The organism is Persephonella sp., from assembly GCF_027023985.1.
Classification (GTDB): domain Bacteria; phylum Aquificota; class Aquificia; order Aquificales; family Hydrogenothermaceae; genus Persephonella_A.
On sequence record NZ_JALVTW010000030.1, the window covers coordinates 1 to 26,606 of the forward strand.

Annotated in this window: 23 protein-coding genes; 8 read left to right on the forward strand and 15 right to left on the reverse strand. The window is 34.6% G+C overall.

The genetic code is table 11. From position 1 onward, the window contains the following. The 4 genes from MVE07_RS07160 to cas2 form a co-directional block, all read left to right on the forward strand. A partial coding sequence (locus tag MVE07_RS07160; RefSeq protein WP_297455794.1) for a helicase-related protein occupies window positions 1-1,189 on the forward strand: 1,189 nt, incomplete at its 5' end. A gap of 659 nt (window positions 1,190-1,848) precedes the next feature. After that, a complete protein-coding gene (gene cas4, locus MVE07_RS07165; protein ID WP_345781546.1) occupies window positions 1,849-2,346 on the forward strand; it encodes a CRISPR-associated protein Cas4 in 498 nt (165 codons plus the stop codon). A 3-nt stretch (window positions 2,347-2,349) separates the two neighbouring features. Continuing rightward, window positions 2,350-3,342, forward strand: coding sequence for a type I-B CRISPR-associated endonuclease Cas1b (gene cas1b / locus MVE07_RS07170; RefSeq protein ID WP_297455798.1), 993 nt, complete (start codon window positions 2,350-2,352; stop codon window positions 3,340-3,342). A 3-nt stretch (window positions 3,343-3,345) separates the two neighbouring features. Beyond that, window positions 3,346-3,612, forward strand: a complete 267-nt coding sequence (gene cas2, locus MVE07_RS07175) for a CRISPR-associated endonuclease Cas2 (RefSeq protein WP_297455801.1) — start codon at window positions 3,346-3,348, stop codon at window positions 3,610-3,612. A gap of 32 nt (window positions 3,613-3,644) precedes the next feature. Here cas2 and MVE07_RS07180 read toward each other — a convergent pair whose 3' ends face one another. The 3 genes from MVE07_RS07180 to MVE07_RS07190 all read right to left on the reverse strand — a co-directional run bounded on the left by MVE07_RS07180 (window position 3,645) and on the right by MVE07_RS07190 (window position 9,239). Continuing rightward, window positions 3,645-5,492, reverse strand: coding sequence for a citrate/2-methylcitrate synthase (locus MVE07_RS07180; protein WP_297455803.1), 1,848 nt, complete (start codon window positions 5,490-5,492; stop codon window positions 3,645-3,647). 55 nt (window positions 5,493-5,547) lie between these two features. Next, window positions 5,548-6,858, reverse strand: a complete 1,311-nt coding sequence (locus MVE07_RS07185; protein ID WP_297455805.1) for an ATP citrate lyase citrate-binding domain-containing protein — start codon at window positions 6,856-6,858, stop codon at window positions 5,548-5,550. 137 nt (window positions 6,859-6,995) lie between these two features. Next, window positions 6,996-9,239: an NADP-dependent isocitrate dehydrogenase gene (locus MVE07_RS07190; protein ID WP_297455807.1), complete on the reverse strand. Its 2,244-nt coding sequence runs from the start codon at window positions 9,237-9,239 to the stop codon at window positions 6,996-6,998. A 159-nt stretch (window positions 9,240-9,398) separates the two neighbouring features. Between MVE07_RS07190 and MVE07_RS07195 the strand changes: the two genes are divergently transcribed. The 3 genes from MVE07_RS07195 to MVE07_RS07205 all read left to right on the forward strand — a co-directional run bounded on the left by MVE07_RS07195 (window position 9,399) and on the right by MVE07_RS07205 (window position 12,806). After that, a complete protein-coding gene (locus MVE07_RS07195) occupies window positions 9,399-10,283 on the forward strand; it encodes a YfdX family protein (RefSeq protein ID WP_297455809.1) in 885 nt (294 codons plus the stop codon). 9 nt (window positions 10,284-10,292) lie between these two features. Beyond that, window positions 10,293-10,586 carry a DUF4911 domain-containing protein gene (locus tag MVE07_RS07200; RefSeq protein WP_297455811.1) on the forward strand — a complete coding sequence of 98 codons (294 nt, stop codon included), beginning with the start codon at window positions 10,293-10,295 and terminating at the stop codon, window positions 10,584-10,586. Between the two features lie 63 nt (window positions 10,587-10,649). After that, entirely contained in the window at window positions 10,650-12,806 is a 2,157-nt protein-coding gene (locus tag MVE07_RS07205) for a bifunctional (p)ppGpp synthetase/guanosine-3',5'-bis(diphosphate) 3'-pyrophosphohydrolase (protein WP_297455813.1), read from the forward strand. Here MVE07_RS07205 and plsY read toward each other — a convergent pair whose 3' ends face one another. From plsY to murD, 10 genes are read right to left on the reverse strand one after another with little or no spacing between them, the layout of a single operon-like run. Beyond that, a complete protein-coding gene (gene plsY, locus MVE07_RS07210; RefSeq protein WP_297455815.1) occupies window positions 12,807-13,403 on the reverse strand; it encodes a glycerol-3-phosphate 1-O-acyltransferase PlsY in 597 nt (198 codons plus the stop codon). Then, window positions 13,394-13,960: a CDP-diacylglycerol--glycerol-3-phosphate 3-phosphatidyltransferase gene (gene pgsA, locus MVE07_RS07215; RefSeq protein ID WP_297455818.1), complete on the reverse strand. Its 567-nt coding sequence runs from the start codon at window positions 13,958-13,960 to the stop codon at window positions 13,394-13,396. Before pgsA ends, plsY begins: the two co-directional genes overlap by 10 nt. Further along, window positions 13,957-15,108: a cell division protein FtsZ gene (ftsZ, locus tag MVE07_RS07220; RefSeq protein ID WP_297455819.1), complete on the reverse strand. Its 1,152-nt coding sequence runs from the start codon at window positions 15,106-15,108 to the stop codon at window positions 13,957-13,959. The genes pgsA and ftsZ overlap by 4 nt, the downstream gene beginning before the upstream one ends. Before the next feature lie 18 nt (window positions 15,109-15,126). Continuing rightward, entirely contained in the window at window positions 15,127-16,374 is a 1,248-nt protein-coding gene (gene ftsA / locus MVE07_RS07225; protein ID WP_297455821.1) for a cell division protein FtsA, read from the reverse strand. 1 nt (window position 16,375) lies between these two features. Then, window positions 16,376-17,056, reverse strand: a complete 681-nt coding sequence (locus MVE07_RS07230) for an FtsQ-type POTRA domain-containing protein (protein WP_297455823.1) — start codon at window positions 17,054-17,056, stop codon at window positions 16,376-16,378. Further along, complete coding sequence (locus MVE07_RS07235) at window positions 17,049-17,957, reverse strand: D-alanine--D-alanine ligase (protein ID WP_297455825.1); 909 nt, start codon at window positions 17,955-17,957, stop codon at window positions 17,049-17,051. Before MVE07_RS07235 ends, MVE07_RS07230 begins: the two co-directional genes overlap by 8 nt. Continuing rightward, complete coding sequence (murB, locus tag MVE07_RS07240) at window positions 17,950-18,822, reverse strand: UDP-N-acetylmuramate dehydrogenase (protein WP_297455826.1); 873 nt, start codon at window positions 18,820-18,822, stop codon at window positions 17,950-17,952. The genes MVE07_RS07235 and murB overlap by 8 nt, the downstream gene beginning before the upstream one ends. After that, entirely contained in the window at window positions 18,803-19,858 is a 1,056-nt protein-coding gene (gene murG / locus MVE07_RS07245; protein WP_297455828.1) for an undecaprenyldiphospho-muramoylpentapeptide beta-N-acetylglucosaminyltransferase, read from the reverse strand. The genes murB and murG overlap by 20 nt, the downstream gene beginning before the upstream one ends. Continuing rightward, the gene (ftsW, locus tag MVE07_RS07250) at window positions 19,855-20,985 is read right to left on the reverse strand and encodes a putative lipid II flippase FtsW (RefSeq protein ID WP_297455831.1); all 1,131 of its coding nucleotides are present in this window, start codon (window positions 20,983-20,985) and stop codon (window positions 19,855-19,857) included. The genes murG and ftsW overlap by 4 nt, the downstream gene beginning before the upstream one ends. Further along, entirely contained in the window at window positions 20,986-22,230 is a 1,245-nt protein-coding gene (gene murD / locus MVE07_RS07255; RefSeq protein WP_297455833.1) for a UDP-N-acetylmuramoyl-L-alanine--D-glutamate ligase, read from the reverse strand. An 85-nt stretch (window positions 22,231-22,315) separates the two neighbouring features. Between murD and oadA the strand changes: the two genes are divergently transcribed. After that, window positions 22,316-24,151, forward strand: a complete 1,836-nt coding sequence (gene oadA / locus MVE07_RS07260; RefSeq protein ID WP_297455834.1) for a sodium-extruding oxaloacetate decarboxylase subunit alpha — start codon at window positions 22,316-22,318, stop codon at window positions 24,149-24,151. A gap of 38 nt (window positions 24,152-24,189) precedes the next feature. Here the strand turns inward: oadA and gltA are convergent, their stop codons facing one another. After that, entirely contained in the window at window positions 24,190-25,638 is a 1,449-nt protein-coding gene (gltA, locus tag MVE07_RS07265; protein WP_297455836.1) for an NADPH-dependent glutamate synthase, read from the reverse strand. Window positions 25,639-25,651: 13 nt separating this feature from the next. Further along, window positions 25,652-26,560 carry an ornithine carbamoyltransferase gene (argF, locus tag MVE07_RS07270; RefSeq protein WP_297455838.1) on the reverse strand — a complete coding sequence of 303 codons (909 nt, stop codon included), beginning with the start codon at window positions 26,558-26,560 and terminating at the stop codon, window positions 25,652-25,654. Between the last annotated feature and the right edge of the window lie 46 nt (window positions 26,561-26,606).

Consider the following 26,606-nt stretch of genomic DNA (forward strand, 5'->3'; position numbering starts at 1 on the left):
GTTTTTCTATTCTCTAATCAGTAACAGAAACAAAATGCTTAGAAAATTTCATAAGTTTACGAACTCTATTGCGATTTTAGATGAAATTCAGTCAATTCCTCACAAATATTGGCTAGTTATTAGAGAAGTTTTAACCAGAATGGCAGAAAGATTTAACTTTTATGTGATTTTTTCTACAGCAACCCAGCCTTTGATATTTGAAAAAGAAAAAGCAGAAGAAATAATCAATTTCAAACTCTATTTTGAAAAACTAAACAGATATGAAATAAATGTTGATAAAAGCCCAAAGACCATTGAAGAGTTTTATAACAGTTTGAACATTTCAGAGGATAAAAGATATCTTTTTATCTTAAATACGGTAAATGCAGCAAAACAACTTTACAACTTTTTGAAAAATGATTTTCCAGAAGATATTGTATTCCTCTCAACTTATCTTGTTCCAAAAGAAAGACTAAACAGGATAAAACTTTTGAAAAGTCAGCAGAAAAAGATAGCTGTTTCTACACAGCTTGTTGAGGCTGGCGTTGATATTGATTTTGATGTGGTCTACAGAGATTTTGCACCTTTCGACAGCTTAAACCAATCAGCTGGTAGATGTAATCGGGAAGGGAAAAAAGAAAAGGGGCAGTTTGTTGTTTTAAATCTAAAAGATGAAAATGGTAGATTCTACCATTCATATATCTATGATACTGTTTTGACCCATCTGACAAATGAAATTTTAGAAAAAGAAAAGTATGAAGAAAAAGATATGTATGATTTGGTTAACTCCTATTATAAAAAACTCCAGCAGGTAAAATCAGATAAGGTTTCCCGAGATTTACTTGAAATGCTTTACAATCTGAAATTTGATGGCGAATGGGAAAAAGGAAAAATTAACTCTATTAATGATTTTGTGCTGATTGATGAAGATTTTTATAAAGAAGATGTTTTTATAGAACTTGATGATGAGGCAAAAGAGATATGGCAGGAATATTCAAAAATATGGCAGATGCCCGACTTATTAGAAAGAAAGAAAGCATTTGACAGTATTAAAGCAGATTTTTATCAGTACGTAGTCTCTGTTCCTGTAAAAGAAGACACTCCCAAAATAGAACATAATTTTTATTATGTTCCACACTCGTTTCTTGATGAATATTACGACCTTGAAACAGGTTTTAAGACTAAAGGAAATTTGTATTTTGAAATCTAAGAGGGTGCTTTTACTCCCTCACGAGTTTTAGTAAGAGGATAATAAGTATTAAGGTATAAGTTTCGTGATCCAATTTTCTCACCTCTTTATATTATTTGTTTCTGTAAAGCGTACCTATAAGGAATTGAAAAATTTTGGCGACCAAAAATCTGAGTCTGTCAATCGCAGATTTTTGAACCTTAATTGAGACAAAATCTCACAGGAAATTTAGCTAAAATTTAAATCTCGGCTTTGTATACCAAAGGTTTGTCGATCTCCAGGGATTTTTGCAGGATTGGAGGTCGACTGAAAATTAAATCAATTTGACAAGGACTATAATTTTTCGTATATTTAATCTCAATAAGATATATCAACGGCTATTTGACAACAGAATATGAAATCAATTTCAGGGTTTTTAGCGTGCCTATGAGGAATTGAAACCAAGGAAGATAAATAATACAAAGAAACCTGTAAATATATGTTTTTAGTGTGCCTATAAGGAATTGAAACGAGCAAGAAATGTCAATATTCATTGCCAAATCTAATCGTTTTTAGTGTGCCTATAAGGAATTGAAACGCTCTTTTTTGGCCATGTGTATTTTTGCAAGTGCTTTTCTTAATTTTAGATTGCCTATGAGGAATTATTGACGTTTAAGAAAGTATAATTTAATTTTAAAGTTATGGGGGAGTTGCAGAATATTAATGGGACATTAATATGGTATTACTATATTTGCTCAAGGGAAGTTTGGCTAATTGGGCACAGTATAGAAGCTGATCAGGAAAGCGATTTTCTTTTACTCGGAAGACATATCCATGAGATTTTTTACAAAAGACAGAAAAAAGAATTTATGATAGACAATACCATCAAAATAGACATCATCTCTTCTAAAAAAGTCATTGGAGAAATCAAAAAATCCTCAAAATACCTAAAAAGTGCTAAAATGCAAGTCGCATTTTATCTTTATTACTTGAAGCAAAAAGGAATAAATATAGAAGGCGAACTTCTTATACCGGAAGAAAGAAAAAGAGAAAAAATAAAACTAACCACAGATTTAGAAAAAGAACTTAAAAAATCTATTACAGAAATTAAAAAGATTTTAAAAATGGACAAACCGCCACAGCCAAAAAAAATACCTTACTGCAAAAATTGTGCTTATAAAGAGATGTGCTGGAGTTGAAAATTGAAAAAACCCATATATATTTTCAATGACGGACAGCTTAAAAGAAAAGATAACACACTTCTATTCATCAAAGAAAATGAAAAGAAAATACTTCCTATAAATGCAATATCAGAAATTCACGTATTTGGAGAAATAGATTTAAACAAAAGAGTTTTAGAATTTCTAACCCAAAATAAAATTCCTATTTATTTCTATAACCGTTACGGTTATTACATCGGAAGTTTTTATCCAAGAGAATATCTAAATTCAGGTTTAATTATCTTAAAACAGGCTGAATTTTATCTAAAACATGAAGAAAGAATGTTTTTAGCAAAAAGTTTTGTTCCAGGTGCCGTTTCAAACATACTAAAAAATCTCATTTATTATAAAAAATCAAAAGAGGAGTATATAAAACCTTATATTGAAGAAATTTTAGAAAAATCAAAAGAAATTGATTCAAAAGAAGATATTCCGTCTCTAATGGCATTAGAAGGAGAAATAAGAAAGAAATATTACGAAGCATTTAATGTGGTTTTAAACATTGGAGATTTTTATTTTGACAAAAGAACAAAAAGACCCCCAGAAAATCCCTTAAATACCCTAATCAGTTTTGGAAACTCATTAATATATACTACCATTTTATCCCAGATTTACAGGACACACCTTGATGCAAGAATTGGCTATCTTCACGAAACAAATCAGAGAAGTTTTAGCTTGAATTTAGATTTAGCAGAAATTTTTAAACCAATTATTGTGGATAGAGCTATTTTTAGCCTGATAAATAAAAACCAGATTCAACTTAAACATTTTGAAGAAGATATTGATTATACATACTTGAATGAAAAGAGAAAAAAGATATTTATACAGGTCTATGAAGAAAAACTTAATACCACCATTAAGTATAAGAATCTTGGAAAAGTCTCTTACAGAAGACTAGTAAGACTTGAGTGCTATAAACTTTATAAACATTTCTTTGGTGAAGAGATTTACAAACCATTTGTAGCGAGCTGGTGAGATATGTTTATTATTCTTGTGTATGATGCCAATGAAAAAAGAGTTCAAAAATTCCACAAAACATGCAAAAAATATTTAACATGGGTTCAAAATAGTGTATTTGAAGGGGAAATCAGTGAAGCTACCTTGAGAATTCTAAAAGATGAGCTAAAAGAGATAATGGATGAAAATGAAGATAGTATTTTGATTTACAAGTTCAGAACTAAAAAGTATTATGATAGGGAAAGCATAGGAGTATTAAAACCTTCCCATGAAGATTTATTTTTTTAAAAAAAGGGGCTAAAGAAGCCCCTGAAAGAGATTTATTCAACGTCGCATTTGACGTTGTAGAGAATGTCATCTGTTGGATGTCTGTATAATGGCATATCAAGTCTTTTCTCATCAAGGTAGTGTCCAATAAATCCGATTGTTCTACCAAGAACGAAGAATGCGTTAAATGCCCCTGCACTAATCAGCTCATCTATTTCTGCGTCAGAGTATCCGAGAGCTCTGAACATATCCACAAGGAGAACACCGATTGTTCCATCAACGTTGAGAATAAGGTTTTCTTTTTTAGAGGTTGTTACTTTTTCTACCTCGAGGGCATAGTCTAAGAGCTCTGTGCTTGGGAAGTTTTCTTTTGCATAGTTTTTGAGAAGCTCAACCCTTTTATCTGGGTTTTTAGTAGATTTAATTCTGTGTCCAATTCCTGGGATAGGTATTTTTTCAACTTTTTTCATGTAATCAACAAATTCAACAGGATCCATTCCCTTTTCTTTTGCCATCTTGAAGTATTTAGCAGCACCGTCAATAGCACCGCCAAATCTTGGTCCTATTGTGAGAATACCAGTAACGATAGAAGACATAAGGTCTTTTCCTGCTCTTGCAGTTACTTTAGTGTTGTGTGCACCTGAAACAGCTGGACCGTGGTCTGCAACTACTTTAATAACCATATCAATGAAATTAGATGCCCATTCTGGGAATTTTTTCTTGAACCAGAGGAGTCCTATAACATCAGCAATAGAGTATCCTTTTTCAACAACTTCTGATATTGGAACTCCACAGTATGTAGCTTCTTCTCCTCTGTCATCAGAAATTGTGCAGATGAAGTTTGTAGGTCTTCTTACTTTTCCAGCTTTTACTGCTTTTGCATAGTCCTCAGGGATTGGTGGAACTTCTGGTTCTTGGATTTCTGGGATTTCACCTTTTGCTTTTAGTTCTTCATAAACACCATTTATAAGCTCTGGAAGGTCGTTGAATGATTGTGGAACGTGTGCTCCAGCTTCTTTTAAAGCTGCATTTTTAGCATCAGCTGTTTCTGCTTCTGCTCCAGCTTTAGCTCCAGCGTGTCCAAACTGAACTTCTCCACCAAAATGTTTAGAAATAGTTCCGATACACCATGCTATAACAGGTTTTGTAATTCTTCCGTCTTTTATAGCCTCTGCTACTTTATATTCAAGGGTTCCACCTACTTCACCAAGTAGAACCATCATCTTAACTTGTGGATTTTTCTCATATCTGAGCATGTGGTCGAGGAAGTCTGTTCCTGGGTATCTATCACCACCGATAGCTATACCCTCAGCAAGACCATTTGCATTTCTTGCTATAACGTTTGAAAGCTCGTTGAAAAGACCACCAGACCTTGTAACAAGTCCTACAGAGCCGGGTCTGTGGAGTTTTGAGTTAACAATATTTTCAATTGTTCCACCTGTGTTTGCTATTCTGAAAGCTCCCGGTGCAATACCACCAACAGTAGCAGGACCGATAATCCATTTTCCAAGTTCTTTTGCTTTTATTCTCATTATTCTTGCAAATCTTTCTGGAATACCCTCAGCTGTAATAGCAATTGTTCTGATTGTTGGAATATCAAGGGCTTCCATTGTAACGTCATAAGCTGTTCTAAAGGAAGCAAAGTTCAGTAGAACATCTGCTTCAGGAAAGTCTTTAGCTGCTTCCGTTGTTGATTTATAGATAGGAATCATTATTTCTTGTGTTCCGTAGAAAAACTTATCAAACTTTCTTGATTGTGTTGGAGCAACAATCGCAGCAATAGATGGTTCTCTTCCAACCACATAGTCATAGTCAAGCATTCTCTGGATAGCATTTCTGTTTAAGTTCCAGAAGATAGCTTTTGTGTTCCTATCAAAAAGTAAGTAGTCAGGTTTGCTCATTTAAAAACCTCCTTTGCTTGTTTTAAGTTTTAAAAAGGGCTAAAAGCCCTCCTGTTTAAGCTGCTTCTTTTTCAGCTTCTTGAATAGCTTTTTTAACTATTTCTGTCATGTGGGTTTCTGGTCCGTAAACTTCTATTGGAAGACCAAGTTGTTCTGCTGCTTCTTTTATCTTCTTCAGACCAATTTCATAGTTTGGACCACCTCTTCTTACATATATCTTAACGCCAACTTCTCTGAGTTTGTCAGCATATTCTTTCATCGCATCAATGATACCTTCAAATGTTTTAGCAACATCTGTGAAGTTAGCAATAGCACCACCAATGATTAAGATTTTTGGTCCTTTTGGATGTTTGCTTCTTGTCATAAGGTCAAAAACAGTTTTTACATACTCTCTTGTTTCTGCTCTTGAAGGGTTACCTGAGTATTCTCCGTAGTTTGCAAGCTCTTTAACATATCCAAGGTCTGCAACAGTATCAGCATAAACAACTGAGGCACCACCACCAGCAACAAGTGTCCATATTCTTCCTTCAGGGTTGAGGATCGTAAGTTTTAATGAAGCACCAGATTTTTCGTCCATTTCTTTGATGTATTTTTCCTCTGGAGAAAGGTCTCTTCCAAATCCGGCTGGGAATTCAAGCTCACCCCATTTTCTTCCTGCAACAAATTGTGCAGTATCATCAACCCTTCCAACAAAATCAAGGGGATAAACTTTGTTTCCGACCATTACAAGTGGGTTAATTTCAAGATATGTAAAGTGAAGGTCTCTAAAGAGTTTGTAAAGTCTATATACAAAGTCAGCAAATTTTTCTTTATCTTTAATATCTGCTGGAACATTTTCTTCTATAAGTTTTTTAATTTCTTCATCTGAAGCTGTTATAGGTATTCTTACCTCAACAACTTTATCCCAATTTTCCTCTACTTCTATTCCGCCGAAAGCAGACATATAAATAATATCTTCGTCTTCACCTGTTGTGATTGCTACGTAGTATTCTTCTTCTGGTTTGTGTGGAACAAAAGGTTCTACTAAAAAGTGTGTTAAATGTCCTTTTACTCCATTAATCTCAACTTCTTCAGACATTTTTTGTTTTATCCATTCTTTAGCATCTTCCCATGTTACGTCACCAGGTTTTTCCTTTTTGAAGAAAATAAGTCCAAGCTTTCCTCTTTTACCAAAAAGCATATCCGGTTTTGCAACAAGTGGAGTTTCTTTTACCCATGGATACTGCTCAGGAACTTTGTCAAGATCAGTTTCAGGAGTGATTAAGATTGATTTGAAATCATACTCAAAGGCACCGTCAAAATACTCTTCCCAGTTTTGAGCTAAAATTCTCTTCCCATCATACTCTCTAATACCTCGTTGAGCCATTTATGTCCTCCTTAAATATTTGAATTTCAAAAGAAAATTATATCAGTAAATTTGCATAAACAAAAAATAAGGGACGCTTCCCATTTTTGAGAAACGCCCCTATCAAAAAGCTTTTTAGAGAAATCAATATTTTTCAATTAGCCTTCTAAAAGTGTATCAATTATTCTATTGAATGTTTCAGAAGGTCTCATTGCTTTTGTGGCTTGCTCATCATCCGGATGATACCAGTCTATATCTACAGGCTTACCTTCTGCAGCTTTAATCTCTTCAAGGATTTTCTCTTCATTCTCTTTAAGGTCTGCATATACTTTTGCAAACTTCTCAGCAAGCTCTTTGTCTTTGTCTTGAGATGCGAGAGCTTCTGCCCAGTAGAGTGCAAGGTAGAAGTGAGAACCTCTTGTGTCTAACTCACCAACTTTTCTCTTAGGTGTTTTGTCATTTTCAAGGTATTTTCCAACAGCCTGGTCAAGTGTTTCAGCAAGGATAAGGAGTCTTGGATTTTCTTCTTGATAAATAGCTTTTATCTGTTTGTATGCGTGTCTTAATGCCTCAACAAAAGCGAGGAATTCTCCAAGGGAATCCCATCTTAAGTGTCCTTCTTTTTTGAACTGCTCTACGTGTCTTGGAGCAGAACCACCTGCACCTGTTTCAAACAATCCACCACCTGCAATAAGTGGAACAATAGAAAGAGACCTTGCAGATGTTCCAACCTCAATAATTGGGAACAGGTCTGTAAGATAGTCCCTTAAAATATTTCCTGTTACAGATATTGTATCTTCGCCGTTTCTAAATCTTGCAAGGGTAAATTTCATAGCATCTTGAGGTGCTTTTATATAATAATCAACACCTTCAAGGTCATATTTTGGCAGTTCTTCTTTAACAATCTCAATGAGGTTTCTATCATGGGCTCTATATTCATCAAGCCAGAATACAATTGGAAGACCTGATTCTTTAGCTCTGTTTACAGCAAGTTTAACCCAGTCTCTTATAGCAAGGTCTTTAGTGATACAGCTTCTCCAGATATCACCTTCATTTACACAGTGCTCTATTAAAACATTTCCTTCCTCATCAACAACCTTCATTTTTCCATCTGCAGGTGGGAAGAATGTTTTATCGTGTGAACCGTATTCCTCTGCTCCCATAGCCATAAGACCAACGTTTTGGACAGTTCCTATTTTTGTTGGGTCAAACTGTCCTCTTGCTTTTATGTCCTCAACGATTTCTTTATACATTGTTGCGTAAGACCTATCTGGAATAGATAAAACTACGTCATCAACTTCGCCAGATGGTCCCCATCCTTTAAGACCGTTTTTAATTACAGCTGGAACTGATGCATCAATGATAACGTCGTTTGGCATGTGGAGGTTTGTTATTCCTTTATCAGAGTCAACCATATACATTCTTGGTCTTTCTTGGTAGATTTCTTCTATTGTTTTCTTAATAGCTTCTCTTTCTTCCTCTGGAAGTTGCTCAAGTCTGTTTTCAAGTTCCTGCATTCCAAACTCTGGTTTCCAGCCAAGTTTTTCTAATGTATCAGCGTGTCTTTCAAACAGTTTTGCATAATAAACTCTGATAGCATCCCCAAAGATAACAGGGTCAGAAACCCTCATCATTGTGGCTTTTACGTGGAGAGAGAAAAGAATATCTTCTTCTTTAGCTGTGTTTATTACTTCTTCAAAGTATTTTCTAAGCTTGCTTCTGTCCATGTATGTTCCATCAACAACATCGCCTTTTCCAACTTCTACTTCTTTTAAAACTGTTTGATTTCCATTTTCATCTTCAAAGATATATTTGATTTTTGTGTCTTTTTCTATAATTACAGATTTTTCATGCTCATAGAAATCACCTGTTTTCATGTGTGCAACATGAGATTTTGAGTGAGGAGAAACGTCTCTAAGTTTGTGTGGGTGCTTTCTTGCATACTCTTTAACAGATTTTGCAAGTCTTCTATCTGAGTTACCCTGTCTGAGGATTGGGTTAACTACAGAACCAACGCATCTATCGTATCTTTCTTTTATTTGTTTTTCTTCCTCAGTTTGAGGATTTTCTGGGTAATCTGGTAATGGATATCCTTGTTTTTGGAGCTCTGCTATAGCTTCTTTAAGCTGTGGAACAGATGCAGAGATGTTAGGAAGTTTCATTATGTTTGCTTCTGGTTTCCAAACAAGCTCTTTTAAATAAGCAAGGTCATCCGGAACTCTTTTATCTTCAGGAAGAATGTCAGAAAATTGTGCAAGGATTCTTCCTGCAAGGGAAATATCTCTTACTTCAATACCAATATTTGCGTCTTTTGTGAAAGCTCTCATGATAGGTAAAAGTGAATAGCTTGCAAGTTGCGGTGCTTCGTCAACTTTTGTCCACACAATGTTAAATTTAGCCATAGGCTTCCTCCTTAACCTTAGTTTTTTGGGATTTATATAAAGGCTAAAAAATTATAAACAAAGGAAAATTAAAAATCAAACACTGTTTTATTTTTTGGATAAATTTTATTCGCGAAGTAGATGATATAATGATTTAAAAGCAATTTATCAGGAGAAAAAATGAAGAAATTCTTATTAGTTTTCCTAATTTTTGTTAATATTGTCTTTGCCAGACCGGATAAAACTATAATTAATGAGGGATTAACAGAAAGTCAGGTTTATAACATAAAACTTTATACGATAAGGGCTTTAAATCTTTCCCTTGATGCATATACTGCACTTAGTCAGCGAGTTGTAAATCATTCTAAAGTCAAAGATTATCTTAATGGTGCTTTATTTTTCCTTAATGAAGCCTCCCAATACTCACCGGGTTATTTCATTAGAAGGCAGATAGAAAGTCTTATAAAAAGAATAAAACTTTATCCAAATGAAAATTACACAACAGATATCAGGGTTCTTATGGTTAATATTGAAGAAATAAGCGGAGACCTTGATAATTATCAGCTAATAAATGAAAAATTACAGGAAATTTACGAAAATGTCAAAAAAGGCAAAAATAAAGATGCAAAGGATTTACTTCAAGAAGTTCAAAATATGATATCTGTTGCCAATATTGATGAGCCTTTAGATGAAGCTAAAAATCTAATAGTTACTGCAGAGGAGCATCTTAGAGCAGGAAAATATCATAAGTCAAAGCAGGCTATAGAACTTGCTTTAACTCCACTTATAGCAATTTCAACAAGAGAAAATTTATATATAGCGCTCACAAGGGAATATCTCGTAAAAGCAAAGTATTCATACGAAGTGGACTATTCATTGTCAAAAAGCTATATACAATCAGCTGTTTACTCAATAAATAAAGCTTACTGGGTTTCTTCCGAAGAAAGTAGAGAGCAGATAAACCAAATAAGAAAAAAAATTAATGAGTTATACAAAAAATATGATAATTATTCTGTAACAGAAAAAGATTTTGAGGATATTATTAATCTTATAAAATCTCTTTAAGGGTTAAAAATGTTACCGGAAGATATTGTTAAAAAGCTTGAGAATCCTCCACGCAAAAGCATAAATCTGGTTGTCAAAGTAAACCCTGAAAAACTCAACTTTATATCCATGGTTGTTGATGGGCATGGAAGAATTGCCCTTCCCAGAACAAGAAGTGGCAAAAAGGGTATCCTTGATTTTTTAACCTCTCCAGATTATATAGAAGAGCTTTATCAAATACTTGATGACATTAAGAAAAATTATGACCCTTCTCTTGAGATTATAGGAGACCTTGGGGATAATTGGCTGGAAGCGGTTATTTAACTTGCAAAAAAGCTAAGGTCGTTTATTTTTAGAGTTTGAGATTTAAATATTTAGAGTTTTAAAATGGCAAAAACAGTTGAGAAACATCCTGCAGATGAGCTTATAGATAAGTTAGATTATCTCAAAGAAGAAGATATTCAGCAGATAAAGGATACCGTTGATTTTATCGTTGAAAAACATAAAGGTCAGTTCAGGAAATCAGGAGAACCTTATTATATTCATCCGATAGAAGCAGCAAAAACCCTCGCAGAGCTAAAACTTGACAAAACTTCCATAATAGCTGCCCTTCTACATGATGTTGTGGAAGATACAGATACGACACTTGAAGAAATTGAAGAAAAATTCGGTAAAGATGTTGCCCTGATAGTTGACGGAGTAACAAAAATCGGAAAATACAAATTCCAGAGCAAAGAGGAAGCAGAGGCAGAGAATTTCAGGAAAATGATTGTTTCTATGGCCAAAGATATTAGAGTAATTTTAGTAAAATTGGCTGATAGACTACATAATATTAGAACACTGGATGCTCTTCCTGAACACAAAAGGGTAAGGATAGCCAAAGAAACTCTTGACATATATGCACCTCTTGCAGCAAGACTTGGATTATGGAAGATAAAAAGCGAGCTTGAAGATAGATCATTTATGTATATAAATCCAGAAGAATACAAAAAAATTACAACATACATAGCAGAATCCAAAGACAAACAAGAAAAATACCTAAAGGAAGAAATAGTTCCAAGAATCAAGGAAGAACTTGAAAAACATGGAATAAAAGCAAAAATCCAGTATAGAACAAAGCATATATATAGTATTTACGAAAAAACCATAAGAAAAGGAATTAGCCTTAGCGATATATATGATATATACGGGATAAGAATTATTGTAGATTCTGTTAAGGATTGTTATCTTACATTAGGACTGATACATTCTATCTGGTCACCTGTTCCCGGAAGATTTAAAGATTATATATCTCTTCCCAAATCAAATATGTATCAGGCATTACATACAACTATTGTGGGACCAAATGGTAAATTTGTTGAAATTCAAATAAAAACAAAACAGATGCACAAAATAGCAGAAGAAGGTATCGCAGCCCACTGGAGATACAAAGGTGGAAAACATATATCAGAAAAAGACCTCCAGTCATTTACATGGCTTAGAAATATACTTGAATCAATAAAAGAAAACAGAGACTCAACAGAGATTATATCCTCTGTAAAAGGAGACCTTTCTAACGAGGAAATCTTTGTGTTTACTCCCAAAGGAGACCTGATTAAGTTACCTGTAGGTGCAACTCCTGTTGATTTTGCTTACGCTATTCATACACAGGTTGGACATAAAACTGCAGGTGCCAAGGTAAACGGCCGAATGGTTCCGCTGGACACAAAACTAAAAAATGGAGACGTCGTTGAAATCATAACAGCCAAATATCATAAACCAAGTAGAGACTGGCTGGATTTTGTTGTTACATCAAAAGCTAAAACAAATATAAAACAGTATCTTTCCAAGCTTGAAAGAAATAGATTAAGAAAGTTTGGAGAAAAACTTTTAGATAAATTTCTGAAAAAAATAAGTAAGAAAACCTCTGAACTTACTGAAGAAGAAAAGAAAAAACTTCTTAAAAGATTTAACTTTAAATCTTTTGATGATTTTATAATTGCTGTCGGTGAAGGAAAAATCTCCCCTAACAAAATTGTTAGAATTCTCAGAGGAGATAAAGAAAAAACAAAAACAGAGCAACAACAGAAAGCTAAAACAGACAAAGATATAACCATTGAGGTTGATGGAATATCAAATATCCTTTCTTCTATAGCAAAATGCTGCTGTCCAATACCTGGAGACGACATTATCGGAGTAATAGTTAAAGGTAAAGGTATATCTATACATCAAAAAGACTGTCCTAATGTTCAAAATATTCTGAAAGAAGAACCTGAAAGAACTATAAACGCCATATGGGATGTGGAGAAAAATAATCATCTATTCCCTGCATATTTAAGGATAATCACAGAAGACAAACCTGGAATACTTGCTGATGTTTCCAGTGCAATAGCATCAACGAAAACAAATATATCAGGTGCAAACATTAGAACTCGTAGAGATGGCAAAGCTATTATCGATATGAAAATTTCCGTCCGAAATTTAGACCATCTGGACAAAGTCCTAAAATCTGTTTCTTCAGTGAAAGGAGTAAATACAGTATCAAGAATATGTAAAAAGAGATAACTATTTGTAAATAAATCTGCTTTCTGTTCCTTTCATTAATCTTTCTATATTTGATGAGTGTTTCATTACAATAATCAAAGATATTATAAGAGCTGCCCATGTATAGTAGAGGTTTTGTTCAATAATTCCCAGCATTACCCAAGAAAAAGAGGTTGCTATAATAGATGCCAGCGATACATAACCGGTAGCAAGGAAAACACCTAGCCATAAAATAAAAGTTATTAAAGCAACTTTGGCAGATAGGGCAATCAAAACTCCAAATCCGGTTGCAACACCTTTACCACCTTTGAATTTCATAAAAATAGAAAAACAATGCCCGATAACTGCCATAACAGCTACAAGACCAATAAATTTAGGCTCAAAATGAAAATAGTTTTTTGCAAAAAATACAGGAAGAAATCCTTTCAATAGGTCAAGGACTAAGACAAGGGCACCTGCTTTTTTACCTATAGTTCTGGTAACATTTGTAGCACCGATATTACCGCTACCTTCTTTTGTTACATCTTTACCGAAAAGTTTCCCTATAACATAGCCAAAAGGTATTGAACCGATTAAATATGTGATGATTAGATACGCTATTTTCATACTTACTGCCATGCTTTTTCTTTGATAAACATTTTTAGATAATCAAATCCTGAATAGTAAGCAAGAATTATAGATATCCAGAGAATTATTATTCCAGGTTGTTGAAGATTTATACTGAGGAAAAATATTGCTACAAGCTGAAATGTTGTTTTTATTTTTCCGTAATAAGATGCAGGAACTACAATTCCTTTATTAACCATAACGCTCCTAAACCAAGTGACCATCATCTCCCTAAGGATAATTAGAAAAACGATGTAAGTTGAGATTATTTGCTTCTCTACAAAGGCTACAAGGACAGACAGTGTAAATATCTTGTCAACTGCAGGGTCAAGAAGTTCTCCGTGCTTTGTTACGTCCTGAGTTTTTCTTGCAATAATTCCATCAAGCCAGTCTGATAAAACTGCAGCAATAACAAGAATTCCCGAAAAGAGATACATATCTTTGAGAATTGTATAAATCAAGACCGGCGTAATAGCCAGTCTTGAGATTGTTAAAAGATTGGCAATACTTATTGGCCTTATATTTTTTATAATGCTTGATGACTTACCTCTATGGGCGTCAACACTCAATTAATACCACCACCTTTCCTTTTCCTGATATAAGCAGGAATATCTAAGTCTTCATATTCTACCTCATTTATTATGTTTCCTGGAAGAGGTTCTTCTATGATTTCTTCCCTTTCAACTTGAGGTGGTTGTGGTTTTCTCAGTTTTCTTTCTATTATTCTTTTTGTTTTTGGCTTTGAAACTTCAGAGGGTTTTTCACTTTCAAAATCTGTTGCAACAACAGTTATTCTCATCTCATCTTCAAGATTTTGGTTCAAAGATGCTCCGAATATAATATGTGCACTTTCGTGTGCCTGCTCTTTAATCTGTGCAATTGCATCCTCAACATCTGCATAAGAGATATCCATGCTCACTTCAACATTAACAAGAAGTCTTCTTGCACCATCAATAGAAACTCCCTCAAGAAGCGGTGATGTTGTTGCGGACATGACTGCTTCTTCTATTTTATTTTCTCCTCTTCCAGAACCTACACCAATCAGTGCTTTTCCACCGTTTTCCATGATTGTTTGGACATCGGCAAAGTCAACGTTAATCAGACCAGGAACAAGAATAAGGTCTGTGATACCTCTAACTGCTTTGTATAGAATACTATCAACCAGTTTAAAAGCTTCTTGAAAGGTAAATCTTTTTCCTGCTATTGTTGTGAGTTTCTGGTTATGAATAACAATATATGTATCAACAACATCTCTCAGTTTTTGGAGGCCTTCCTCTGCAATCTGTGCTCTTCTGGGGCCTTCAAAATCAAATGGTTTTGTTACAACAGCGACTGTTAAAATACCCATTTCCTTTGCAGCCTGAGCAATAACAGGAGATGCACCTGTTCCTGTTCCACCACCAAGCCCAGCTGCAATAAAAATCATATCAGCGCCATCTATGGCTTCCTTTATCCTATCAAGATTTTCTTTTGCTGCCTCTTCACCTCTTTCAGGTTTTGAACCTGCACCAAGCCCTTTTGTTATGTTCTCTCCAATATGAATTTTGTTTGGAACATCCAAGGAATCAAGATGCTGTTTATCTGTATTCACAATATATAACTCAACATCCTGTAAGCCTTCCTGATACATTCTGGCAACAGCATTACTACCGCCACCACCTACACCGAACACCTTAATTTTTGATGGGTTTTTTGAATCGTAATTAAAGTTCTCCATAACTAAAACCTCCTGTGGCTAAAAAATGCTTTTTATTTTTTCTATAAATGATTTTCCAAGGGCAAAAATATCAAATCCTGAGTTGTTAGAAACCACCGGAGCTTGCATTGAGGATAATGCCCTGTTTTTAACAAACTGGAGCATACCAACTGATGTTGAATACTCAGGATAGGCAATTTTATCACTAAAGCCCGTGTAATCTTTTGGTTTACCAATTCTAACATCTGTATTAAAGATACTTTCGGCCAGTTCTTTTATATAAAGTGTATTTGCTACTCCACCGGTTAAAACAATACCACCGTTAAGTCTATTTTCAAATCCCTGTTCTTCAAGATGACTTTTCACAAGGTCGAATATCTCAGAAAGTCTGGCTTCTATAGTATCAATAAGCTCATAATGGTCAACATGAACAGGCTCTTCACTACCCCTTGGATAAACTTCTATCATTTCTTCCTGTGCAACATCTGTTATTGCTGCGCCATATTCTATTTTGAGAGATTCTGCTTCTTCTTTTGAAACTTTAAATCTATGGGCTATATCCATTGTTATTTGATTTCCGCCTACAGGAAGAGATTTTATATATTCAATGCTTCCCTCTTTGTAAACAGCCATATCTGTAGTTCCTGCCCCTATATCCAGAACAACAATTCCCATTTCTTTTTCTTCAGGATATAGAACTGCCGTTGAAGATGCTATAGGATTTGCAACAAAATCAATAACCCTTAAACCTGCAGCTTCAATAACTTTTTTCAGATTGGTAAATGCATTTATCTTGTCTAAAACTATATGGAATTTTGCTTCTATTCTTGATGCTACAAGCCCAACAGGGTCTATAACCTCATCTTCGTCATCAAGTATATACTTTTGTGGAATTATATGGATTACCTCTAAATTTTCCTTCTGGGGCTGAAGTTTTGAGGATACCTTTTCTATTAACTGGCTAATATCCATCTGGGTTATCATCTTTTGGGGAGTATTAAATTCAACTCTTTCACTGTCATTTCTACATTCAAGATGATATCCACTTACATTGGCAACTACACCGCTGATTTTAATTCCTGATATACTTTCTGCCATATCTATGGCTTTTCTTATTGAATTAATAACATCATTTGGTTTTGTAATAACTCCTTTTTCAATCCCTTTTGATGGAACCTCCCCATGACCTACAATGTGTAAATCCTCTGTTTCATCTATATCTCCCACAAGGGCTGTTATCTTTGATGTTCCTATATCAAGGGCTACTACAATGTTTTGTTTCCCCATCTTATCTCCTCACTACTACCATTGATTCAAAACTAAAATTCAGGTAAGAAAAATCAGAAATTCCTACCTTTTTAATAAATGTTTTTGCTCTTTCTATACTTTTTTCAAGGTCTTTTGTGCTGAAAACCACAATTTTGTTATCTGAGGTTTTACAGGCTATCTGGCTTTTATAAACGTAGAATCTTTTTATATTAAGCAGGTTTTGGAATTCTTCCTTAATCAAATCTACCTTCTGTAATTTTTCTTTTTTTATAGTTTTATCATTATATACTATGACAGGAAGATTTTTTGTATATTTTTTACCATAATATTTTGGGTCTAATCTGACACCATCCTCATCAATTAGATACTGCTTTTTCTTATAAGAGATAATTGCAAAAGGTTTTCTCTCAAGGACTATAAGGTCTACATTACCGACAAATAATCTATTAATAGCCACTTCCTTTACAAAGTTATATTTTTTTAGTTCTTTTTTTATTTTGTCCTTATCTATGAAAAACCAGTTTTCCTTTTCAAATATTTTTTTGATATCTTCTTTTGTAAATTTGTCTGTTCCTTTTACGTTTACCTGTTTTATCTCAAAAAATTCCTTTACATAAGGAAGTGTTGGAGAAAATATTCCAAACGCTGCACACAAAATTATCCAGAAAGATGCAATGGCTATTTTTGTTTTTTTACTCATTTAAAGCTCCTTTTATTATTTCCAGAACAAGATTATCAAAATCTATTCCTTTTGCAGCTGCTGCTTTCGGAACAAGGCTATGGTCTGTCATACCGGGAATTGTGTTTATTTCCAGTAAATAAGGAGTTTCTTTTTCATCAAGCATATAATCTATCCTTACAACACCTCTGCATTCAAGCAATCTGTAGAGTTTTAGAGAATCTTCTTCCAGTTTTTTTCGTGTTTCCTCTTTCATATATGGCGAGATTATATACTGTGTTTTTTCTGATATGTATTTGTTTTCAAAATCATAAAATCCTTCTTCTACTTTTATTTCAATTGGTTCTAAAACCTGCCCGTTAAGAATTCCAATGGTAATCTCTCTTCCTTTTATGTATTGTTCAATCAGGACTTTAGAATCAAGTTCCAATGCCTTCTTAACTGCCTCTGTTAGTTCTTGGTTGTTATTAACTATGAAAACCCCTATTGATGAACCTTCTGTGTCTGGTTTTACAACAAGAGGAAATGGAAGATTAATATTTTCTAATTGGGAAATATCTTCTATTAAAACCCAGTCTGGTGTATTTATACCATTAGCACGGGCAATCTCTTTAGTTAGGTTTTTATCAATGGCTATAGCACTGGCTTTTATAGGAGAACCTGTGTATTTAAAGCCCAGGATTTCAAGAAATCCTTGTATTGCTCCATCTTCACCACCTTTACCGTGAAGCATATTAAAAACAAGGTCTGGATTATATTCAAGCAGGGATTTTGTGAATTCTGGAGGATTTATAGGGTCAAAAACTTTGTAGTTTAGGGATAATCTTTTCAGTGCTCCTTCAACTGCCTGACCACTTTTTATTGATATTTCTCTTTCTGATGAAGATCCTCCGTATAATAGTGCTATTTTTAGCTTATTCAACAATTTCTATTTCCCTTTCAAGTTTAATTTTGTATAATTCCCCAATTCTTCTTTCGGCAGTCTGTATTAATTCCTTTAATTCTTTGAACCTTCCTCCACCAAAATTGATCAGAAAGTTGGCATGCTTGTCTGAGAAGGCGACATTTCCTATTCTGTATCCTTTTAGACCAGCTTTTTCAAGCAAATATCCCGCTGCATAATTTGGAGGGTTTTTGAATGTTGAACCTGATGTTGGCAGATTAAGTGGCTGTTTTTTATTTCTCTCTTCAAGATGTTTTTTAATTATCTGGGCTATATTCTTGTCAGAAGGTTTTAGCTTTATTGTAGCTTCAAAAATAAAACCATTTTTCTGGAATGGTGAATATCTGTATCTAAAATCTATTTCCTTTCTTTTTAGTTTATGAATATTTCCCTTTTTATCTATCCATACAACCTCATGGATTATATCTGCAATCTCACTGCCAAAAGCCCCTGCATTCATAACAACTGCACCACCGATTGTTGCAGGAATACCTGAAAGATTTTCAAAGCCTTCCAGATTATATTTTTTTACTATTGAGTTTATTATTCTAAAACTTACCCCTGCCTGTGCTTTAATATAAAAAAAACCTTCTTTTTCTGTGATTTCATACTTTTTTAGATTTTTTGTTGAAACAAATATATGTTCTAAAATCCCATCAGAAAAAACAGTATTACTGCCTATGCCTATTGGAAAAAATCGTTTATCTATATCTAAAGAAAGTTTAATAAGGTCAATGATTTCTTGTTGATTTTTTGGAAAATAAACCTTTTTTGCTGTGCCACCTATTTTTATTGTGCAAAACTTAGATAAATCAACATTTTCTTCAAACTCTATCCAGTTCATCAAATATCTCTTTAATTATTTTTTCTGCTGAATCAGGTATGTATAAAGATTTTATCTCTTTTTGTATGTTTTTTGATAGTAAATCATCTATCTTTTCCTGCAAGGTTTCCAGTGTTAACTGGTTTTCCCTTATTATATGGCACAGTCCTTTTTCTTCAAGCCATTTAACATTGTGATACTGATGGTCTGAGGCTGCATAAGGATAAGGTATAAAAACTGCAGGTTTACCAGCTGCAAGTATTTCATAGGTTGAGGCGGCACCTGAACGGGAAATAACAATATCTGATGCAGAATATAAAATTCCCATTCTGTCATAAAAATCAAAATATTTTATATTTTCAGGTAGATTATCAGGTTTTTTGAAATTTTTACCACCTATTAGAATAAACTGCAGATCTTTCCTTTTTTGTGCCAGTTTTATGGCATTTTCAGAAAGCACTTTTGAACCCTGACTTCCTCCGAAAACAAGGACCGTTTTTTTATCGGGGATACCGATAATTTCTCGGGCTTTTTCTTGGGAAATTTTTAGATCTTTTAAAAGTTCCTGTCTCAGCGGTAAACCGGTTAAAACTGTTTTGTTCTTTGGAAAATAATTTTTTGATACTTCAAAAGTTATAAATATTTTTTTTGCAAATAAGGATAGTAGTTTGTTTGTATAAGATGGTATCGAGTTTTGCTCATGCAGAAACAAGGGAACATTGCTTAATGCTGCAGCAAGTCCAAGGGGTAGAGATGAGTATCCACCAAAGCATAAAACAAATTCAGGTTTTTCTTTTTTTATTAATGATCTGATGAAAAGGGCTGTTTTTAGCAGTTTTAGTGCTGATTTAACTGCATTTTTGGGGCTTCTTCCTCTTACCCCTTCTATATCAAATAAATATTTTTCTGATGCCGGAAAATCTTTTTTGCTTTCTATTCCTTTCTTTGTTCCGAAATAAACAATCTGATATCCATAATTGATAAGCTCGTTAGCCACTGAAACAGCAGGATAAAAATGTCCACCTGTTCCGCCACCTGCAATAAAAACCTTTTTCAACTGATTACTGACCTCTTATATATGCTTTTTTTAGGCTCTTTTGAAAGTCTAAGGAGTATTCCAGCAGATATTGCCATTATAAGTAGAGATGAACCTCCATAGCTGATAAACGGAAGTGTAAACCCTGTAGGTGGGAATATGCTGGAATTCACTGCCATATGCATAAGTGCCTGTAAAACTATCAAGTATGTTACTCCGATTCCTAAAATCTGTGAAAAAGTATCATCAAGGTCAAGGCTAATCTTTATTCCCCTGTATAAAATAACAAGGAATATTCCAATTATCAAAACAGCCCCTATAAAGCCTGCTTCTTCTCCTATAAGGGCGAATATATAGTCTGTATGTATCTCAGGTAGATATTTAAGCTTCTGAGTCCCGCCGCCTATTCCTTCACCTGTAAGTCCACCTTTTACAAAGGCGAGGATTGCTTGAAATACCTGATAACTAACACCTGAACGATTTGCTATAGGATCAAGCATTGCCTCAATTCTTTTGTGGGCATAATGGGAGAACATTATTACATAAATAAAAACAGGGGTGGCCAAAATAGGAAAAACCATAACTTTCAGGGTAGATAATCTTGAACTGAACATAATTAAAAATGTAAGCAATGCAATAAAAATTGCCGCCCCCTTATGGGGTTCTATCAAGACTAAGGCAATCACAACCACAGGAAAAGATAATGCAACAAAAATAGCCGTCCAGCTTCTTAGGAATTTTTCATCATTTTCTTTCCGTGATATAAAATATGCAAGAAATAAAATAACAGATAGCTTTGCCAGTTCAGAAGGCTGAAATCTGGCAAAACCAAGGTCTATCCATCTTTTAACCGATAAACCGCTAATACTGGCCGGCATTATAAGAACTATTACAAGTAATACTATTGTAAGTAAAGCAAGGGGATAAGCAATCTTTTTTAGAGTTTCTATGGGTGTCAGATAGGCTCCTATCATTGCTATGAAACCAATAAGCAACCATACAATTTCCCGTTTAAGATATAAAAACGGGTCTTTATGGTTTATAAGTGAAGGTATTGATGTGGCACTATAAACAAAAACAAGCCCTAAAATCATCAAAACAAAAAAAGCTATAAATAAAACCCTATCAAAATAAAAATTTCTTATCATCTATTCCATTTCTTCTACTATTTTATTGAATTGTTCCCCTCTGTCTATATAATTTTTGAACATATCAAAGCTGGCACATCCAGGGGAAAATAAAATTATATTCCCTTTTTCGACCAGAGAATAAGCTGTCTTTACAGCTTCTTTTAGTGTATCTGCCAAATATATTTTCTCAGGTTGATTTATCATCTTTTGGAGAAGTTCTTTATCCTGACCGATGATTACAAACTTTGATATATTTGGAATATTCCTTAAAACTGAAAAGTCTCCGCCTTTATATAATCCACCTAAAATAAGAACTACAGGTTCATCAAAACTTTCAACTGCCTTTATTACAGATTGAACGGTGGTTGATTTTGCATCATTATAAAACTTAATGCCGTTTATTTCTTTTTTAAATTCTATTCTGTATGGAAGGGATTTTAGCTCAGGGATTTTCTGGTTTATTTTTTCAACTGAAACTCCCTGTATATATGCTGCAAGGATAGCTGCCATTAGATTTTGGAGATTATGTTTTCCTATTAGTTTAAAGCCTGAAACATCTATTTTTTCTTGTTTACCGTTTATTTTTAAATACAGATATTTTCCATCAGGATAAATACCTTCTATATTTTCCGGCAGTTTTTTCAGAGAAAAGTAATATATTTTGGCTTTTGTTGGGCTATTTTTTACATTTTCGTCATCAAAATTTAGGATAGCCATATCCTTTTCAGTCTGATTTTTAAATAGTCTGTATTTTGAAAGTAGATAATGTTTTTCTTTTTTGTGCCAGTTTAGATGGTCTGTGGAAAAATTTAAAAAGATAGCTATATCAGGCTTGAAACTTTTTGTGGAGTATATCTGGAAAGATGAAAGTTCTAAAACAGCATTCTTTTTGTTTTCCTTTATCACGTTGATAAACGGTTCTCCATAATTTCCGCCTATAAATGGACTTTTTTCTTCAAGAAGTTGTCCCAGAATATAAGTTGTTGTTGATTTACCATCTGTTCCTGTTATTGCTGTAATAAAACCGTCAAAATATCTGTATGCAAATTCTATATCTCCAATTATTTCTATATTATTTTTTCTGGCAAGTTTGTATATCCGATGAAAAAAGGGAACTCCCGGAGAAACAATTATCTGATTTATTTTTTTTAAATCTTCCATTGAAAAATCAGAATCATCTCTTATTAATACTTTTTCTCCCCTTTTTTGTAAAAAATCAAAAACAGCCTGTCCTGTCTTACCTTTTCCGTAAACTAATACCACCTGATACCCCTGAATATGATTAATACAAATTATTGTATAATATAGGAGACTTTATTCAGGATACTAATTAATACGGGAGTTAAAGATGGGAAGAACCATTGAATTTACAGATGTAACACTGAGGGATGGTCAGCAAAGCTTACTTGCAACAAGAGTAAGAACAGAAGATTTACTCCCTGCAGCTGAAAAATTAGACAAGGCAGGTTTCTGGTCTCTTGAGGTATGGGGTGGTGCAACATTTGATGTCTGCCTTAGATACCTGAAAGAAGACCCTTGGGAAAGATTAAGAAAGTTTAAAGAAGTAGCCCCAAATACAAAACTTGAGATGCTTTTAAGGGGTCAAAATATTGTTGGATACAGACATTATCCGGATGATGTTGTTGAAGCATTTGTTAGAAAAGCTGCCGAAAATGGAATAGATGTTTTCAGGATATTTGACGCCCTTAATGATGTCAGAAATATGGAAGTTGCCATTTCAGTGGCAAAAGAAGAAGGAAAAATTGTAAAAGGAGTTCTTTCTTATACAATAAGCCCTGTTCATACTGTTGATTATTACGTTGGAGTTGCAAGACAACTTAGAGACCTTGGGGTTGATATTATCTCAATAAAAGACCAGGCCGGAATTCTTTCTCCTAAAGTCGCCTATGAACTGGTAGGAAGACTAAAAGAAGAAGTAAAACTTCCAGTCCATGTTCATGCCCAATCAACAGCTGCAATGGCAGAAATGACACTGCTGAAATCTGTTGAAGCAGGGGCAGATATTATAGATACAGATGTATCAACATGGTCATGGCTGACAGCTCACCCTCCAAATGAAACAATGGTTTATGTTCTCAGGGAATTTGGATATGAAACCAAGATAAATCTTGATATTATTGAGGAAGTTGCTGAATATCTGAAAGAAGTGAGGAAAAAATACAAAAAATATGATACAGCTGAAAAATGGCCTGATTCTCAGGTTCTCATTCACCAAATACCAGGTGGTATGATGTCAAACTTTGTTGCACAGCTTAAAGAAAATGATGCCCTTGATAAACTTGATGAAGTTAAGAAAGAAGTTGCAAGGGTTAGAGAAGACCTTGGATATCCTCCTCTTGTTACGCCAACATCACAGATTGTTGGAACACAGGCTTTACTAAATGTTCTACAAGGTGAAAGATACAAAGTAGTTACAAAAGAAACAAAAGATTACGTAAAAGGTCTCTATGGACGACCACCTGCACCAATTAAACCAGAAATCATTGAGAAAATCATAGGAGATGAAAAACCAATCGAAGTAAGACCTGCAGACCTTCTTGAACCGGAACTTGATAAATGCACAGAAGAAGCTCAAAAAGTCGGTGCAAGAAGTGAGGAAGATATACTTTCTTACTGTCTGTTCCCACAGGTTGCTAAAGAATTCTTTGAATGGAGAGAAAAATTTGAAAAAGGAGAGGCTCTACCTCCTGAAATTGAAGAAATCACAGAAGAGGAGGCCTGCACAACCAAAGCTCCAATTGAGTTTAATATAACTCTTCACGGTGAAACATACCATATCCAGATTGCTGGTGTAGGAAGTCCAGTTGAAGGTGGAACACCTTATTTTGTCCGTGTTGATGGAAGACTTGAGGAAACGATAGTCCAGCCTATCAGAGAAATTGAAGTTGGTGAAAGGATGGAAACTCTTCCTGAAGGTGTTCCGGCGAAGAGACCAAAGGCTGTTGATGTCGGAGATATAAGCTCCCCAATGCCTGGAAAAGTAGTTTCTGTAAAAGTTTCCCCAGGTGATAAAGTCAAAAAAGGTGATGTCCTTCTGATTGTGGAAGCTATGAAAATGGAAAATGAAATACATTCTCCGATAGATGGAACTGTTGAAGAGGTTTATGTGAGAGAAGGTGACCAAGTTAATCCTGATGAATGTCTGATGAGAATAATTCCTTAAAAATAAAAAAGGGGGCTTTAAAGCCCCCTTTAAAAATTTTATTCTTCTCCTTCATACTCCCATTTTCCAGTCATAAGATACTCATGAATAGATTCTGCTGCATCTCTTCCGTGTCTAATCGCTGTTACAACAGTATCTCCACCATTTACAACATCACCACCAGCGAAAATACCTTCTACGTTAGTTCTGTATTTGCTATCAACTGTTGAGAGGTTGTTCCATTTATCTATTTTTAATCCTGGAATATTTTTATATGCAACATCATTATACCCTTGTCCAACTGCCATGATAACGGCATCACATTCTATAATATGCTCAGAACCTTCTATTGGTTTAGGTCTTGGTCTTCCACCTTTTTCATCTGGAACAAGTTCCATTTTTATACATTTGAGACCTACAACTTCACCTTTATCATTTCCAATAACCTCTATTGGTTGTGTAAGCCAGTGAAAAATTGCTCCTTCTTCTGCCAGATGATCCCATTCTTCATCTTTAGCTGAGGATGTATCCCTTGTTCTTCTATAAACAAGGTGTGTTTCATTTCCAAGCCTGATAGAAGTAATCATACAATCAACTGCAGTAAATCCACCACCTATAACAGCAACTCTTTTATTTTTAGGTAGTTCTACATCTTCTTCAGGGGTAAGTAAAGGATGTGTATGACCAACATTGAGCTTCATAAGGAAACCAATGGCTGTATAAACACCTTTTAAATCTTCTCCTGGGATACCCATTTTCTTTCCTCTACCTGAACCGACAGCGAGGAAGATAGCATCAAACTGTTCCATAAGGGTTTCTATTGGAATATCTTTTCCTATTGTTACTCCTGTGATAATTTCCACACCAAGTTTTTTAATCAGGTCTATCTCAAAATCAAGGGCATGTCTATCAAGCCTTGCCATAGGTATTCCATATCTCATAACTCCACCGGTAAATGGCAGGGCCTCAAATACTGTAACAGAATGACCTTTTCTGGCAAGGAAATATGCAGCTGATAATCCTGCAGGACCTGCTCCTACTACTGCAACTTTTTTACCTGTAGGAGGTTCTTTTTCATCAACCCACTCTAAACCGGACATTCTTACAGAATCACCGACAAATCTTTCAAGTCCTCCGATACTTACCGCCTGACCGTTATCTTTAAATGTTAGAACACAGGTGCTTTCACAGAGTCTATCCTGCGGACAAACCCTTCCACATACAGAAGAGAATGGATTTTTCTGTCTTAAGATTTTGTAAGCACCAAAAACATCATCATGCTGAATTCTTTCAATCCATTTTTCCATCTCACTCTCAACAGGGCAAGAAGGTGTGCAAGGAGGTTTTCTACACAAAATACATCTGAAAGCCTCATCTTTAGCTGCAGTATGACCAAATCCTAAAATAAATTCTTTAAATGTGTGTTTTCTCCTTTCAGGTTCAAGAAGAGGAATAGGATTTCTATCGTGTCTGCGGTAAACCGGTCTTTCTCTTTTTTTCTTTTCCATCATTACCTCCTGTTTATTTGAATAATAGACTCATTAATGCCTTTTGTGCGTGGAGTCTGTTTTCTGCTTCATCAAATATAACATCTGCAAACTGCTCAAAAACATCTTCTGAAATTTCCTCTCCTTTGTGGGCAGGGAGACAATGCATCACGATTGCATTTTTGGATGCATGTTTTAAAAGTTGTTTATCAATAGTAAATCCTTTAAAGGCTTCTTTTTTCTCCTTTTCCCCTTCCTGACCCATGCTTACCCAAACATCTGTATATATAACATCTGCATCTTTAACTGCTTCTACAGGGTCATTGGTTAGATGTATTTCTGCTCCTGTTTCTTTTGCAAGATTTAAAGCCTCATAAACTGCTTTTCCTGATGGTTCATATCCTTCAGGAGTAGCGACAGATACATTAAATCCAACCAGTCCACCTGCAATAAGCCATGTATTTGCGAGGTTATTACCGTCTCCGACAAATGCCACTTTTATATCTTCAACTTTTCCAAATCTTTCATAAATAGTTTGAAGGTCAGCCAGTATCTGACATGGATGCAGATAATCTGTGAGCGCATTTATAACAGGTTTATCAAAATACTGTGCAAGCTCTTCAACTTCTTTATGTGAATAGGTTCTGATTATTATCCCATCTAAGTATCTGGCCATAACCCTGCCTGTGTCTTTTATATCTTCTCCTCTGCTCATCTGTGTAGATGAACCTGTTATGTAGATAGGCTGACCTCCCATCTGGTAAACGCCCACTTCAAAGGACAGTCTTGTCCTTGTGGAAGGTTTCATAAAAATCAGACCTAAAGATTTATTTTTCAAAGTCTGGTCAGAAAAAGGTTCCTTTTTTAGCTTTATTGCATACTCAATAATTTCTAAAACTTCGTCTTTTGTAAGGTCTGAAACATTCAAAAAATCCCTTTTCAATTTAGTTTCCCTCCTTATTTGAAAGTAAAAATATAACACTGTTTGA